This window comes from Arthrobacter crystallopoietes BAB-32, from assembly GCF_000328305.2.
GTDB classification, from domain to species: Bacteria; Actinomycetota; Actinomycetes; order Actinomycetales; family Micrococcaceae; genus Crystallibacter; species Crystallibacter crystallopoietes_A.
Window position 1 is genome coordinate 1 of sequence record NZ_ANPE02000162.1, and the last position, 14446, is coordinate 14446.

At 67.6% G+C, this 14446-nt stretch carries 12 protein-coding genes and 2 pseudogenes; 9 read left to right on the plus strand and 5 right to left on the minus strand.

Annotation, left to right across the window (positions count from 1 at the left end; translation table 11 throughout):
• Nucleotides 1–46 precede the first annotated feature (46 nt).
• Nucleotides 47–724: a nucleotide exchange factor GrpE gene (locus tag D477_RS13330; protein WP_005270034.1), complete on the minus strand. Its 678-nt coding sequence runs from the start codon at nucleotides 722–724 to the stop codon at nucleotides 47–49.
• Nucleotides 725–726: 2 nt separating this feature from the next.
• Entirely contained in the window at nucleotides 727–2598 is a 1872-nt protein-coding gene (gene dnaK, locus D477_RS13335) for a molecular chaperone DnaK (RefSeq protein ID WP_005270036.1), read from the minus strand.
• Between the two features lie 259 nt (nucleotides 2599–2857).
• Between dnaK and D477_RS13340 the strand changes: the two genes are divergently transcribed.
• From D477_RS13340 to D477_RS13375, 8 genes and pseudogenes are all read left to right on the plus strand, one after another.
• On the plus strand, nucleotides 2858–3664 hold the full coding sequence (locus D477_RS13340) for a class I SAM-dependent methyltransferase (RefSeq protein ID WP_005270037.1): 807 nt from the start codon (nucleotides 2858–2860) through the stop codon (nucleotides 3662–3664).
• A 52-nt stretch (nucleotides 3665–3716) separates the two neighbouring features.
• Nucleotides 3717–5299, plus strand: a pseudogene (locus D477_RS13345) (phytoene desaturase family protein).
• Nucleotides 5300–5485: 186 nt separating this feature from the next.
• Nucleotides 5486–5725: a type II toxin-antitoxin system Phd/YefM family antitoxin gene (locus D477_RS13350; RefSeq protein ID WP_005270039.1), complete on the plus strand. Its 240-nt coding sequence runs from the start codon at nucleotides 5486–5488 to the stop codon at nucleotides 5723–5725.
• Nucleotides 5701–6099, plus strand: coding sequence for a type II toxin-antitoxin system VapC family toxin (locus D477_RS13355; protein ID WP_005270040.1), 399 nt, complete (start codon nucleotides 5701–5703; stop codon nucleotides 6097–6099). The genes D477_RS13350 and D477_RS13355 overlap by 25 nt, the downstream gene beginning before the upstream one ends.
• Nucleotides 6100–6129: 30 nt before the next feature.
• Nucleotides 6130–6750, plus strand: coding sequence for a LysE family transporter (locus tag D477_RS13360; protein ID WP_005270041.1), 621 nt, complete (start codon nucleotides 6130–6132; stop codon nucleotides 6748–6750).
• Between the two features lie 10 nt (nucleotides 6751–6760).
• A complete protein-coding gene (locus D477_RS13365; RefSeq protein WP_005270042.1) occupies nucleotides 6761–7258 on the plus strand; it encodes a low molecular weight protein-tyrosine-phosphatase in 498 nt (165 codons plus the stop codon).
• Nucleotides 7230–9314 carry an aminodeoxychorismate synthase component I gene (pabB, locus tag D477_RS13370; protein ID WP_043846968.1) on the plus strand — a complete coding sequence of 695 codons (2085 nt, stop codon included), beginning with the start codon at nucleotides 7230–7232 and terminating at the stop codon, nucleotides 9312–9314. Before D477_RS13365 ends, pabB begins: the two co-directional genes overlap by 29 nt.
• Before the next feature lie 28 nt (nucleotides 9315–9342).
• A complete protein-coding gene (locus D477_RS13375; RefSeq protein ID WP_005270044.1) occupies nucleotides 9343–10518 on the plus strand; it encodes an FAD-dependent oxidoreductase in 1176 nt (391 codons plus the stop codon).
• 19 nt (nucleotides 10519–10537) lie between these two features.
• On the opposite strand, the gene cls is transcribed toward D477_RS13375, so the two are convergent.
• Nucleotides 10538–12016: a cardiolipin synthase gene (gene cls / locus D477_RS13380; RefSeq protein WP_005270045.1), complete on the minus strand. Its 1479-nt coding sequence runs from the start codon at nucleotides 12014–12016 to the stop codon at nucleotides 10538–10540.
• 85 nt (nucleotides 12017–12101) lie between these two features.
• Here cls and D477_RS13385 point away from each other — a divergent pair.
• Nucleotides 12102–12973: pseudogene (locus D477_RS13385) on the plus strand (aminodeoxychorismate lyase).
• A 39-nt stretch (nucleotides 12974–13012) separates the two neighbouring features.
• Here the strand turns inward: D477_RS13385 and D477_RS13390 are convergent.
• Nucleotides 13013–13807 (minus strand): energy-coupling factor transporter transmembrane component T family protein, encoded by a 795-nt coding sequence (locus D477_RS13390; RefSeq protein ID WP_005270047.1) that lies wholly within the window; start codon nucleotides 13805–13807, stop codon nucleotides 13013–13015.
• Nucleotides 13804–14446, minus strand: a 643-nt coding sequence (locus D477_RS13395; protein ID WP_043846972.1) for an ABC transporter ATP-binding protein, incomplete at its 5' end; no start/stop codon positions are given. The genes D477_RS13395 and D477_RS13390, both read right to left, overlap by 4 nt.

Sequence of the window (14446 nt, forward strand, 5' to 3'; positions counted from 1 at the left end):
GCCCGAGGCAGGCAGCTCCCGGCAGCGGCCGTTCGGATGTTGCGGCCTACTCCGGCACACCCACAATGACCTGCGCGGCACGGAGCACGCGGTCGCCGGACTTGTACCCCCAGCGAAGGACCTGGCTGACAGTGTCCACCTTGGCTTCCGGATCGGGCTGCTGCATGAGGGCCTCGTGGATGTTCGGGTCGAACTCCACACCGGCCTCGTTGATCCGGTTCAGGCCGTACTGTTCCAGCACGCCGTCCAGCTTCGCAGCGATGGCAGCGAACGGGCCGTCGGTCAAGTCACCGTGCTGGCGGGCAGCGTCGATGTCGTCGAGCACCGGCAGCAGGGAGTTCAGCACGCCGATGACAGCCATTTCGCCGGCCACGGCCCGGTCCCGTTCCACGCGCTTGCGGTAGTTGACGTACTCGGCCTGCAAACGCAGCAGGTCGTTGCGCAGCTCCTCGACCAGTGCCTGGTCTGCAGCAGGCTCCGCAGAAGCCTCGTTGAGGATCTGCTCGGCCTGGGCCAGAGCATCCCCGGAATCGTGGGCCTCGTCCACGGCCGTGACGTCCTCGTGGGCATGGCTGGCTGCCTCGTCGGAGGCGGCTGCCGCGTCCTGGGCGGCAGCCTCCTCCTGGGGCCCACGGACCTTGCCCGTCTCCGGGTCGATTTTCCGGTTGTCGCGGAAGCTCACCGGTTCTGACTCGTGTTCGTGCTCGTTACCGTGGTGGGGCATTGCTACTTCTTCTCTTCCTCGTCGACTACCTCGGCGTCGACGATGTCCTCGTCGGCATTGGCGGATCCGGCTCCGGCAGCGCCGTCACCGGCGGGGGCGCCTTCACCCGGAGCACCGGCCTGGGCCTGCGAGTAGATCGCCTCGCCCAGCTTGGTCTGGGAAGCCTGGAGCTTCTCGAACGCGGCCTTGACCTCGTCGTCGTTATCCTGCTTCTCCAGTGCCGCCTTGAGGGCATCCACGTCGGCCTTGACCTCGGTCTTGACCTCGGCGGGCAGCTTCTCATCGTTGTCGGCCAGCAGCTTGTCCACGGAGTAGGCCAGCTGCTCGGCCGAGTTGCGGATATCGGCAGCCTCGCGGCGCTTCTTGTCCTCGGCGGCGTGCTCCTCGGCCTCGCGGACCATGCGGTCGATGTCATCCTTGGACAGCGCGGTGCCGCCCGTGATGGTCATGGACTGCTCGGCGCCGGTGCCCTTGTCCTTGGCGGAGACGTGCACGATGCCGTTGGCGTCGATGTCGAAGGTAACCTCCACCTGGGGAACGCCGCGCGGGGCCGGCGCGATGCCGGTCAGCTCAAAGGTGCCCAGCGGCTTGTTGTCCCGGGTGAATTCACGCTCGCCCTGGAAGACCTGGATGGCGACCGACGGCTGGTTGTCGTCGGCGGTCGTGAAGGTCTCGGAGCGCTTGGTCGGGATGGCCGTGTTGCGCTCGATCAGCTTGGTCATCACACCGCCCTTGGTCTCGATGCCCAGGGACAGCGGGGTGACGTCGATCAGCAGCACGTCCTTGCGCTCGCCCTTGAGGACGCCGGCCTGCAGGGCGGCGCCGACGGCGACAACCTCGTCCGGGTTCACGCCCTTGTTCGGCTCCTTGCCGCCGGCCATTTCCTTGACCAGGTCGTACACGGCCGGCATGCGGGTCGAGCCACCGACGAGCACGATGTGGTCGATGTCGGAAACCTTGATGCCGGCTTCCTTGATGACGTCGTGGAACGGCTTCTTGGTGCGCTCGAGCAGGTCGGCGGTCAGCTCCTGGAACTTGGCACGGCTCAGGTGCTCGTCCAGGTGCACCGGACCCTCCGGGGTGACGGAGAGGTACTGCAGCGAGATGTTGGTGGAGGAAGCCGAGGACAGCTCCTTCTTGGCCTGCTCGGCTGCTTCCTTCAGGCGCTGCAGGGCGATCTTGTCATTCGACAGGTCGGCGCCCTTGGACTTGGCCTGCTTGAGCAGATAGTCAACGACCCGCTGGTCCCAGTCGTCGCCGCCGAGACGGTTGTCGCCGGCGGTGGCGCGGACCTGGATGGTGGAGAAGTCATCCTCGTCCTTGCCGACTTCCAGCAGCGAGACGTCGAAGGTGCCGCCGCCGAGGTCGAAGACCAGGATGAGCTCGTCTTCCTTGCCCTTGTCGAGGCCGTAGGCCAGTGCAGCGGCGGTCGGCTCGTTGACGATGCGCAGGACGTTCATGCCCGCGATTTCGCCGGCTTCCTTGGTGGCCTGGCGCTCGGCGTCATTGAAGTAGGCCGGAACGGTGATCACTGCATCGGTGACCTTTTCGCCCAGGTAGGCCTCGGCGTCGTGCTTCAGCTTCTGCAGGATGCGGGCGGAAATTTCCTGCGCAGTGTAGTTCTTGCCATCGACTTCCTTCTTCCAGTCAGTGCCCATGTGGCGCTTGACCGAGGCGATGGTGCGCTCGATGTTGTTGACGGCCTGGCGCTTGGCGATCTCGCCGACCAGGACCTCGCCGGACTTGGAGAATGCGACGACGGACGGAGTGGTGCGGCCACCCTCCGCGTTGGCGATGACGGTGGGCTCGCCACCTTCAAGCACGGAAACCACGGAGTTGGTGGTTCCGAGGTCGATACCTACTGCACGAGACATACGCTTGTCCTTTCATGACGGACCCGAAGGCCTGGATCTCTTCCGGCCCGGCCACCTCGGGCCAAGCCCTATTGAGTGTTCTGCACTCAACTTTACTCAGGCTCCGAACGATGTCAATTCGACTTGAGCCGAACCGGCTCAACTTTGCTTTTCCTAACGTTGTCGGCTCCTGCGCAGAGGCTTTCGGCATCCGACCAATAGCGCAACAAAGCGGCCGCGCTGCTACGTTTTGCGATGCCCCGCAGAGTACCCTCCCCTTATGAAGGAAGAGGTCTACTCGCACGGCCACCATCAAAGCGTCGTCAGCGCCCACGCGGTCCGCACCGCCGAAGACTGCGCCGCCTACCTGATTCCGCATCTGCGGCCCGGCATGCAGCTGCTCGATGTTGGCTGCGGACCCGGCAGCATCACGGCCGACCTGGCCGAACTCGTGGCACCGGGCAACGTCGTCGGACTGGACCGTTCCGATGACGTGCTCACCCAGGCCGCGGAGCTGGCGGCACTCCGCGGCATCGACAACGCCACCTTCGTCAGCGGCAACATCTACGACCTGGACTACGACGATGACACCTTCGACGTCGTCCATGCCCACCAGGTCCTGCAGCACCTGACCGATCCGGTCGCCGCGCTGTACGAACTTCGCCGGGTGACCAAGCCGGGCGGGATCGTCGCCGTTCGCGACGCGGATTTCCACGGCATGAGCTGGTTCCCGCAACTGCCCGAGCTGGATGAATGGATGGAGACCTACCAGCAGATCGCCCGGGGCAACCGCGCCGAACCGGACGCCGGGCGCCATCTGCTCTCCTGGGCCCAGGCCGCCGGCTTCCGCGATATCACGCCGTCCTCCTCGAACTGGCTCTACGCGACCGAGGACCAGCGCGCCTGGTGGGGCAAGGTCTGGTCCGAGCGGGTGCTGCACTCGGCCTACGGCGAGCAGGCGCTGGACCGTGGCCTCCTCGACCAGGCCGGGCTGGACCGGATAGCGCAGGGCTGGCAGGAATGGTCCATGGCCGCCGACGGCTGGTTCCTCATTCCCAACGGCGAAATCCTCGCCCGCAAGCCCTGACCCGGCGCTGCTGCGCCGCCCCACTGCCTGACCAGCCCTACCCAGGAGCCCCATGCCCCAGCACGCCCGCGAGCAAGAGCACTTCGACGTCGTCGTTATTGGCGGCGGGCACAACGGACTGGTGGCGGCCACCTACCTGGCCGCGCGGGACGGACGGTGCTGGTGCTCGAACGGCAGGACCACCTCGGCGGCGCCGCCGTGTCTGCCGAAGTCTTTCCGGGCACCGGCGCAAAGCTGTCGCGCTACTCCTATCTGGTCAGCCTGTTCCCGCAGCGGATCATCGACGACCTCGGCCTGGACCTGCGCCTGATCCGCCGCCGCTACTCCTCCTACACTCCGCTGCCTGGCACGGCCTCCGGGCTGCTCGTGGACAACGAAGATGCGCAGGCGACCCGCGCATCGTTCGAAGCCGTCGGTGCGGGCAGCGATTTCGACGCCTTCGGCCGTTTCCACGCCCGCACCGGCACGATCGCCGAACGGCTCTGGCCGATCGTCACGCAACCGCTGCCGCGCCGCAGCGAAGTGCGCAGCCTGCTCGGCGAGGACCAGCTCTGGACGGATTTCTTCGAGCGCCCCCTCGGCGAGGTCATCGAAGCCACGTTCCAGTCCGACCTGGTCCGCGGCATCGTGCTGACGGACGGGCTGATCAGCACCTTCGCCCGCGCCGGACAGGAGGACCTGCAGCAGAACAAGTGCTTCCTCTACCACGTGATCGGCGGCGGAACCGGGAACTGGGATGTCCCCGAGGGCGGGATGGGCGCGGTCAGCGGCGCGCTGGAAAAGGCGGCCCGCGAGGCGGGCGTGCAGTTCCGCACATCGGCGGAGGTCACCTCCCTCTCGCCGGCCGGGGACGTCACGTACGACGGCGGTGCCAGCGGCAAGGCGTCCGTCCACGGCGAGTATGTGCTCGCCAACGTGTCCCCCGAGGTGCTGGGCCGGCTTCTGGAGGGATCGCCAGCACGCCCGGCCGCGCGTGCAGAGGGCGCCCAGGCAAAGGTCAACCTGCTGCTGAAGCGGCTGCCCCGGCTGAAGGAGGCCGGTGTGGCCCCGGAGGCGGCCTTCGGCGGCACCTTCCACATCAATGAGGCGTACTCGCAGCTGGAGAGGGCCTACGCGGAGGCGGCCGCCGGGTCGGTTCCGGATCCCCTCCCCGCCGAGATCTACTGCCACACGCTGGCCGACCCGTCGATCCTTCCGGACGGGCTGCGGCAGGAGGGCGCCCACACGCTCACGGTGTTCACCCTGCAGACCCCGCACCGGCTGCTGAGCGAAGCCAACAATGACCGTCTGCGCAGCGAACTGCAGCAGGCGGTGCTGGACTCGCTCAATTCGGTTCTGGCCGAGCCGGTCGAGGACTGCCTCCTGACGGACTCCCACGGGCGGCCCTGCATCGAAACGAAGACCACGCTGGACCTGGAGAATACCCTCGGCATGTCCGGCGGCAGCATCTTCCACGGCCCACTCTCCTGGCCGTTCGCCGAGGATGACGAGGCGCTGGACACGCCGGCGCAGCGCTGGGGCGTGGCCACCGGGCATGAACGCATTCTGCTCTGCGGCGCAGGCGCGCGCCGCGGCGGAGGAGTCAGCGGTCTCGGCGGACACAACGCTGCCATGGCACTGCTCGAACAGGGCTGACTTCTCCTCCACAACCGGCCGCAGATGCCGCACCCTCCACATATGCCAACAGGTCCGGGGCATCGGCGGAGCGCCTCCCTAGGCTCGATGCATGAGTAATCCGGACTATCCCGACCGCTGGTCCCCCACACCCCAGTACTGGCCGGAGCCTGCCTGGTTGAAGTTGACCAAGTAGACTTGGTCAACATGGGCCAGTACAACGTGCAGGACGCCAAGACCCGTTTCTCCGAACTGCTCAACCTTGTCCAGAACGGCGAAGAAGTCGTGATTGCCAAGGCTGGCAAACCGGTCGCCCGGCTGGTGAAAATCGACCCGCCGCCGAGCCAGCGCCGGCTCGGCTTCCTCAAAGGCAGCGTTCCCGACAGTGTGCTGGAACCGATGAGCGGGGAGGAGCTGGACGAGTGGGAAAAGCCCCTTACCTCCTAGACAGCCACACCCTGCTCTGGGCACTGTTCGAGCCGAATAAGCTCTCCCCCAATGCCAGGAGCATCATCCGCAGCCGGGATTCGGTGCTGTGTGTTTCGGCAGCGACGGCCGTCGAGCTCAGCCACAAGCACAGGCTCGGCAAGCTGCCGGGCATCGAAGCCCTGTTCGTGGGCTACCGCCGCCATGTGCTTGAGCTGGTCAGCGAAGAGGTTCCGGTCACTGGCGTCCACGCACTGGAGGCGGGCCAGCTGGAATGGGACCACCGGGATCCATTCGACCGGCTCATCGCGGCCCAAGCCATCGTGGAAGGATTTTCGGTTATCACGGCCGACAAGGCACTGCAGGAGTTCGCCTTGGTCGAGACCGTGTGGTGACGCTGGGTTTGCCGGGCGTAGTATCTCCTCGTGCAGATTTCCCTGTGGCTGGCGTTGGTGGGCGCCGGCACCGTCATCAGCTTCACCCCGGGGGCCGGTGCCATCAATACGATGAGCAACGCCCTCAATACCGGTTTCCGGCGTTCCATCTGGGGTATCCTCGGCCAGCAGGCCGCCCTGGTGGCCCACCTTGCGATCGTCGCGCTTGGGGTGGGCCTGCTCGTGGCCAATTCGCCGACGGCGTTCTATGCCATCAAGTACGCCGGTGCGGCGTACCTTGTCTATCTGGGCGTGAGGCAGTTGCTCGCCAAACCGGAAGCGGAGGCGGCCATGGCCCTTGGCCGGCGGAGCGAACCGGCCTGGTCGATGTTCCGCCGCGGGATGTGGGTGAACCTGCTCAATCCGAAGGCCATCGTGTTCTTCCTGGCCTTCGTGCCCGGGTTCATCCGGCCGGATGCCCCGCTGGCACCGCAGTATGTGGTGCTCGGGGCCACCGTCGTGCTGATCGACATTCTGGTCATGTGGTTCTTCTTCGCTGCGGCGGCCAGGACGTTCCAGCGGTTCACCCGCAGCACCCGCGGCCAGCGGATCATGGGCATAGTCTTCGGCACGCTGTTCATCGGTGTCGGGCTGTTGCTGGCGTTCTTCTAGAATCAAGCCTATGTACCGGATCATCACCGTCTGCACGGGCAATATCTGCCGCTCCCCCATGGCACAGTACGTGCTGACCAAGGCGCTGGCGGACGCCGGGTTGGCGGCGAAGGCAACGGTGGACTCCGCCGGCACCACCAATTGGGAAGCCGGCCGCCCGATCGATCATCGAGCCGCAGCCCGGCTCAAGCTTGCCGGCCTGGCCACCAGCGGCCACCGGGCCCGCCAGTTCCTGCCCACTTGGTACCGGGAGCGCGACCTGATCCTGGCCTTGGACCTGGACCATTACGAGCAGCTGCGCAGGGACGCGCCGGACGATGAGTCCCGGGCCAAGGTGCGGATGTTCCGGTCCTTCGATCCGGCTTTGGCGGACAAGGAGCCGTCGGCACAGGGAATCTACGACCCGTGGTTCGGGGACGAGGCGGATTTCGAGGCCAGCTGGGACATGATCAGCAGCGCAGTGCCGGGGATCGTGGACCATGTCAGGGCCGCCCTTGCCACCCGTTGATCGTCCGGCGCTGATCGCCGTCGACGGCCGCTCCGGAGCAGGCAAAACCACGCTGGCACTGGAACTGGCGGCTTTGCTGCGCAGCCACCACACGGTCGCCGTGTTCCATCTGGAGGACATCTATCCCGGCTGGCATGGATTGGCTGCAGGCCGGCAGCGCTATCGGGAAAAGGTGCTCGAGCCATTGGCGCAAGGCCGTCGTGCGGAGTGGACGGCGTGGAACTGGAATACTAACAACGACGGCGAGCGCAGGGTCACCGAGCCCGCCGCCATCGTGATCCTGGAGGGCGTGGGAGCGGCTGATGCCGCCGCACGTGGCCTGCTGGATGCGGCAGTCTGGATCGACGCTGATGCCGGCCAGCGGCGGACCCGCGCGATTGCGCGCGACGGGGCCGGCTATGAACCGTACTGGGATGTTTGGGCCCGCCAGGAAGAGGAATGGCTGGCCGGCGACGATGTGGCCGCTGCCGCCGACATCCTCGTCCGGGACAGTCCGGACGCACTCTCCCCTGCCGCCGTGCTCCAGGCCCTGCTCAACCTGCCGCAGCTTGAGCCGCTGCTGTCCCTTGAACGGTCGCACCCTGCCCTGCCGTCGCTGCAAGTGGAGAAGGTGGAAGGTTGCCCGGATGCCGCTGACCTGTTCCGGGACCTCTACGGCAGTTCGTCCCATGCCGTCTGGCTGGATAGTTCCAATGCGGCCGCAGGCCAGGAACCGGACCGCAATGCCGTCAGCATCATGGCCGACGGCGCCGGTTCCTTTGGCCAGCTCGCCGAACATCGCGCGGGCATGACCACGGTCACCGGCGGCCGGGTCAGTGTCCGTATCCGCGCGCCGTTCTTCCGCTGGCTGGATTCAGCATGGGGTGCGGCCTCGGTGCAGGTTCCGGAGGATTTTCCCTCGGACTTTGCCCTCGGCTGGCTGGGCTGCCTGGGCTATGAACTCAAGCGGGAGTGCGGCGGCAACGATGTCGCCGCGGCCACCCCCGACGCCGCGTTGATTTTCGCCGGCCGCGGGGTGGTGCTGGACCATCAGCGGCAATGCACCTACCTGCTTGCCCTCAGCGATGCCGCCACGGCCGAGGAGGCCAGCGAGTGGCTGGGACGGACCCAGTCGGTCGTCAAGCAGTTGGCCGCACGCGTGCAGCCGGCCGACAGCGGAACGCCTGCCGAGGCGAATTGCGCGGCTCCGGCCTTCAGTTTGCGGGACAGCCGCGACGATTACCAGGACAAGGTGCGCCGCGCCAAGGCGGAAATACGGGAGGGGAACTCCTACGAAATCTGCCTGACCACCCAGCTGGCTGCCGAAGCTGCCCCGCACCATGACGACTTCGGCACGTACCTGGCGCTCCGCCGTCGTAATCCCGCGCCCTTTGCCACCTACCTGAAGTTCGGCGACCTGGTGCTCTCCAGCACCTCCCCCGAACGGTTCATGAGCATCAGCCCGGACGGATGGCTGCGGGCTGAGCCGATCAAGGGCACCCGGCGGCGAGTGGACGATCCTGCCGCCGATGCTGCTTTGAAGGCCGAACTCGCCGGCAGTAAAAAGGACCGGGCCGAGAACATTATGATCGTCGATCTGCTGCGCAACGACCTCAGCCACTATGCCGTCCCCGGAACACTGCAGGTCAGCCGGCTCTGTGCGATCGAAAGCTACGCGACCGTCCACCAGATGGTCTCGACCATCGATGCGCTGCTGCGGCCGGAGGCGTCCCGGGCCGAGGCGGTGGCTGCAGCGTTTCCCGCCGGCTCGATGACGGGCGCGCCCAAGATCAGCACGATGGACATCCTCGACCGGCTGGAGTGTGGCCCGCGCGGCCTCTACTCCGGCGCTGCCGGGTACTTCTCGCTCAGCGGCGGGGCGGATCTGTCCGTGGTGATCCGCACGCTGGTCCGGTGCGGCAGCGGGCTCAGCCTGGGCGTGGGCGGGGCCATCACTGCCGATTCGGAGCCGGAGGCGGAGTGGGACGAAGTCAGGGCGAAGGCGTTCGGCGTGCTCTCCGCGCTCGGCGCCGTGTTCCCGGAGGACCGGCGGCCGGCCGGGCCGGAGGGGCACTGACCCGAGGAGGCAGCGAAAGGAGCCAGCCATGGAGGCCGTGGTCTGCGGCGCGGGCATCGCCGGATTGTCGGCCGCCCATTTCCTTAGCGCCAACGGATGGGACGTCACCGTGGTGGAGCGGGCCGCCGGTCCGCGTCCCGAGGGCTACATGATCGACTTCTTCGGACCGGGCTGGCAGGCGGCCGGGCAGATGGGGATTACCGGCAGGATCCGCGAACTGGGGTACCGCGTGGACCGGGTCGACTATGTCGACGGCACTGGCCGCAGCGCTGCCCATCTGGGCTCCGAGAGTTTCACCAAGATGGTCGGCGACCGCCTGACCAGTATCCTGCGCCCGGACCTCGAACTCGCGATCAGGGAGGCCCTGCCGGCAGCGGTGCAGCTGCACTACGGCACCACCGTGACCGGCATAGCGGCTCGGGCAGGCGCCGCCGGGGGCCGCGGCGGGAAGGTGGACGTCGCGCTCTCCGACGGACGGCAGCTCACGGCGGATCTGCTGGTCGGGGCGGACGGGATCCACTCGGAGATCCGCAGCAAGGTCTTCGGGCCCGAATCGGCCTACTTCCGGTTCCTGGGCTTCCATGTCGGCGCCTATTCGTTCCGCGACGGGCACCTGCAGGACGTCCCGGACAACCGCTACGTCATCACCGACACGCACGGCGAAGCCATGTTCTTCTACCGGCTGCGGGACGGCAGCATCTCGGTGCTGGGCGTGCACCGGACCGAGCAAGTGGAACGGCCCGCGGACATCCGGCAGGAATTCAAGACGCGCTACCGGAAACTGGGGTGGCTGTGTCCGCAGGCGCTGGAGCACTGTCCGGAGGAGTTCTACTACGACCAGGTCGCCCAAATCCGGATGCCGCGCTGGTCCAGCGGCCGGGTGGTCCTGCTTGGCGACGCCGCCGGCGCGGTTTCCCTGCTGGCCGGGCAGGGAGCGTCCCTGGCCATGGCCGGCGCCTACGTGCTCGCGGACGAGCTTGCCGCCCATGCCGACGTTCCGTCGGCGCTGGCGGCCTTTGAGGAGCGCTGGCGTCCGCGGGTGGCCGAGCACCAGAAAGCCGGGGAATCGGCGGCCAAGTGGTTCGTTCCGCGGACCCGGCGCGCCCTGCTGCTGCGCCGGCTGTTCCTGCGGCTGATCCGGGTCCCGGGGGTCAGCCGCCTGGTCAGCGGTGCCGTGGTCGGCAGGACCGGCGCCGCGGTCTGACCGGAGCAGTTCCGGGGCGCTATTGCAGCGTTGCGGTCAGGCGGGCGACATTGTCCACGTAGCGTTCCAGCCGCGACCGGTGCTGCCACTCCTCCAGAGTGATCTCGCGCGAGACCTCGCGGTAGCTGTCCTGGATGGTGCGCATCTGCCCCACGATGTCGTCACCGAGCATCATCACCGAGACTTCCAGGTTCAGCGAGAAGGAGCGCATGTCCATATTGCTCGAGCCGAGCACGGCTACCTCATCGTCAACGGTGAAATGCTTGGCATGCAGAACGAACGGTTTCGGGTACAGGTAGATCCGCACGCCGGCCTCCAGCAGCGCCTGGTAGTAGGAGCGTTGGGCATGGTGGACCAGGAACTGGTCTCCCTGTTCCGAGACGAAAAGTTCGACGTCGACGCCACGTTGCGCCGCCGTCGTAATGGCATACAGCAGCGAATCATCCGGCACGAAGTACGGGCTGCAGATGGACAGCCGTTCCACCGCGGCGTAAATCAGGGTGTTGAAGAGCCGCAGGTTGTTTTCCGTGGCGAAGCCGGGACCGCTGGGCACGATCTGGCAGGTCATCGGGCCGGGCTCGCGGAACGGGACGGGCGTGAAGAGCTCGCTGCCCAGGTCGTCATCGGTTTCGCTCGACCAGTCGGTGGCGAATACGACGTTGAGCGCGGTGACGATGGGGCCCTCGAAGCGGGCCATCAGCTCCACCCACTGGCGTCCGACCCGCGCGCTGGAGGCGCGGTGGTAGCCCGGGTGGATCAGGTTCTGCGATCCGGTGAAGGCGACGCGGCCGTCGACGACGAGGATCTTGCGGTGGTTGCGCAGATCGATGCGGCGCCACTGCCCGCGGACCGGAAGCAGCGGCAGCATCCGGCGCCAGTGGATGCCGCTCTCGTCGAGCCATTTGCGGAACTGCCGGTAGCCCTTGACGCGCATGGTGCCGAGGTGGTCGAACAGCAGGCGGACCCGGACGCCCCGGGCTGCGGCGTCGCGCAGGGCTTCGAAGAGTTCGCCGGTGACGTCGTCGCGCGACATGATGTAGAACTCGATGTTCACGAAGTCCTGGGCTTCGCGGACGGCCTTGGCCATGGCGGCGATGGAGGCGTTGTAGTCCGGATACAGCTCCACGTGGTTGCTGTCGACCATCGGGAAGGAACCGAGCGTGCGGTTCAATTCGGCAGCCGAATGCACCCACACCGGTGCGTCGCGTTCACTGCGCGGCTCTTCCAGGCCCTGGCTGGCCGCATGCACCTTCCGGTTGGTTTCCGCCTGCTTGGCGATCCGGCGGTCGGAGAGCCGGAAGCTGCCGAACATGAAGAACAACGCCAGGCCGACCAGCGGGATGAAGAAGATGGCCAGCAGCCAGGCCATGGCCGTGGTGGGCCTGCGGTTGCCCGGCACGATGCCGAGGGCGGCGATGCGGATGCCGAAATCGACGACGGTCAGTACCGCCACGGCCCAGTCCGGGAAGGTGCCCAGACCCGCAAACGACCACAGCACGGCAGCCCTGTCCTCCCTTTCCCGCCGGCCCGCGGCGTGTCCTTCCCCAGCCTAATCTGCGGATCCGGCAATCTATGCTGAAACCATGACAGTTTTGGTGTTTCTCGACCCGGACCATGAGGACGGCCGCATCGCCGACGCCGGGCAGCCCAGCTCATGGCCACCGACCTGGGCGCGACCCGCGGGGACGGTATTTTCGAATCGCTGCTGGCGGTGGACGGGGTACCGCGCAAAGTGGGCGCCCATCTGGACCGGCTGGCGAAGTCCGCGCGGATCATGGACCTGGACATTCCGTCTGCCGAAAGCTGGCAGCGGGCCATTGCGACGGCGGTGGCTGAGCATCCTGCAGTCGAGGAACTGGTGATCAAGCTGCTGGTGACCCGCGGCGTCGAAGGGGCGCAGCGGCCCACGGCCTGGGTGCAGGCGGAGCCGGCGGGACCCACGGGCAGGAGGCAGCGCACGGAGGGCGTGGACATCCTGCTGCTGGACCGCGGCTACGACAGCAACCTGGCCGAACGGGCTCCCTGGCTGCTGCTGGGCGCGAAGACGCTCTCCTACGCGGTGAACATGGCCGCGCTGCGCTACGCCAAGGCCAACGGGGCCGACGATGTGATCTTCACCTCCACCGACGGCCTGGTTCTGGAGGGGCCGACGTCGACCGTGCTGATGGCGACCGAACGCGATGGTGTCAAGACCCTGGTCACGCCGCTGCTGGAGAACGGCATCCTGCCCGGCACCTCGCAGGGGGCGCTGTTCAAGGCGGCCGCGGACGCCGGCTGGCAGCTTGGCTATGGCCCGCTGGAGCCGAAGCACCTGTTCGACGCCGACGCCGTCTGGCTGGTGTCGAGCATCCGCCTGCTCGCGCCGGTCAAGAGCATCGACGGCAAGGCCATTCCGGTGTCGCTGACGATGACCGAGGAGCTCACGAAGCTGCTGGCCGAGGGCAGCAGGGACTAGCCGGTTTCCGCCGGCAGCCGGAAGGCGCCCCGGAACGGTTCAGGAAAGCAGCGGATTCCAGGTTCCGGCCGCGAGCGCGGCAGCCAGCGCTGCCGCCGCGATCAGGGCGCCGCCCAGCACCACCCAGACATCGATCCGGCTGTAGGTGGACTCCCGGGCCCAGCTGCGCTCCGCCCCGCCGAAACCACGCGCTTCCATGGTCACGGCAAGCCTGGACGCCCGCCGGACCGCCTGGACGAGCAGCCCGAAGCTCTGCCCCAGTGTCGCCCGCAGCCGCTGCAGCGGGCTGCCGTGCGAACCGATGCCGCGTGCCCGGCGGGCCATGCCGATCGTCTGCCATTCCTCCGCCATCAGGCCGACGAGCCGCATCGCCGCCAGCGTGCCCAGCACGAAACGGTGCGGCAGCCTGGCCTTCTGGGCCAGCGCGTCGGCCAGGTCGGTCGGGTCGGTGCAGCTCATCAGCAGGATGGCCGGCAGCGCGATCGCCAGGCCGCGCAGCATGAAGCCCAGCCCCAGCTCAAGGGATCCTTCGCTGATCGTCCAGATGCCGGCGTCGACCAGTATCCCGCCGCTGTCCGCCGACAGGATCGCCGTGCTCCAGCCGCCGATCGCCGCCGCGAGGATCAGCGGCCAGCCGCGCTGCCAGAGCAGGCGCAGGGTCAGCCCGGCCAGCCGGAAGAGCGCAAATTCGGCCAGCAGTGCCGTGGCCGCGGACACCCAGTCGATGGACACAGCCAGCACCGCGGTAATCAGGACGACGGCGGCGAATTTGGCCAGCGGGTTGGCGTGCGTCAGCGGGGCGGTGTTCCCGCGCAGTGCCAGGACCTGCCTCATGCGGCACCGGCCTTCAGCCTGGTGCTGCCGAGCCGCAGTTCGGCACCGCCGAGGACGGCGCTGAACTCCTCATCATGGGTCACCGAAACCACCGCAGTGCCGGCGTCGAGCAGTTCGGTCAGGAAGGACGCCAGTTCGGCCCAGGTCCGGCTGTCCTGGCCGAACGTCGGTTCGTCCAGCACCAGCACCTTCGGGTGTGCCGCCAGCACGGTGGCCACGGACAGCCGCCGCTTCTCGCCTCCAGAGAGCGTGTAGGGGTTGGCCTCCGCCAGATGGTCGAGGCGCAGGCGGGCCAGCAGCTCGTCCACCACCTCCGTGCCGCGGCGCAGGTGTCGGGGCCCGACCATGAGCTCGTCCAGCACGCTGCCGGCGACGAACTGGTGCTCCGGCTCCTGGAAGACCGTGCCGATCCGGGCAATCAGCTGTTTCGCCTTCCATCTGAACGGGTCGGCGCCTGCCCCGGCAGCAAGCCCGGCCGCGGCGGATACCCGGCCTTCCACTGGCGCCAGCAGCCCGGCGAGCGTCAAGGCGAACGTGGACTTCCCCGCTCCGTTTGGCCCGGTGATGGTCAGCGCCCGCCCGGCCGTGACGGACGCCGCGATGCCGGACTGCACCGCCGTCCGCCTGCCGCGCCTTGCG

Coding starts and splice junctions, on each gene's coding strand:
- dnaK (WP_005270036.1), bottom strand. CDS start 2,598: ATGTCTCGTGCAGTAGGTATCGACCTCGGAACCACCAACTCCGTGGTT.
- D477_RS13330 (WP_005270034.1), bottom strand. CDS start 724: ATGCCCCACCACGGTAACGAGCACGAACACGAGTCAGAACCGGTGAGC.
- D477_RS13340 (WP_005270037.1), top strand. CDS start 2,858: ATGAAGGAAGAGGTCTACTCGCACGGCCACCATCAAAGCGTCGTCAGC.
- D477_RS13350 (WP_005270039.1), top strand. CDS start 5,486: ATGGGCCAGTACAACGTGCAGGACGCCAAGACCCGTTTCTCCGAACTG.
- D477_RS13365 (WP_005270042.1), top strand. CDS start 6,761: ATGTACCGGATCATCACCGTCTGCACGGGCAATATCTGCCGCTCCCCC.
- D477_RS13375 (WP_005270044.1), top strand. CDS start 9,343: ATGGAGGCCGTGGTCTGCGGCGCGGGCATCGCCGGATTGTCGGCCGCC.
- D477_RS13390 (WP_005270047.1), bottom strand. CDS start 13,807: ATGAGGCAGGTCCTGGCACTGCGCGGGAACACCGCCCCGCTGACGCAC.
- pabB (WP_043846968.1), top strand. CDS start 7,230: ATGTCAGGGCCGCCCTTGCCACCCGTTGATCGTCCGGCGCTGATCGCC.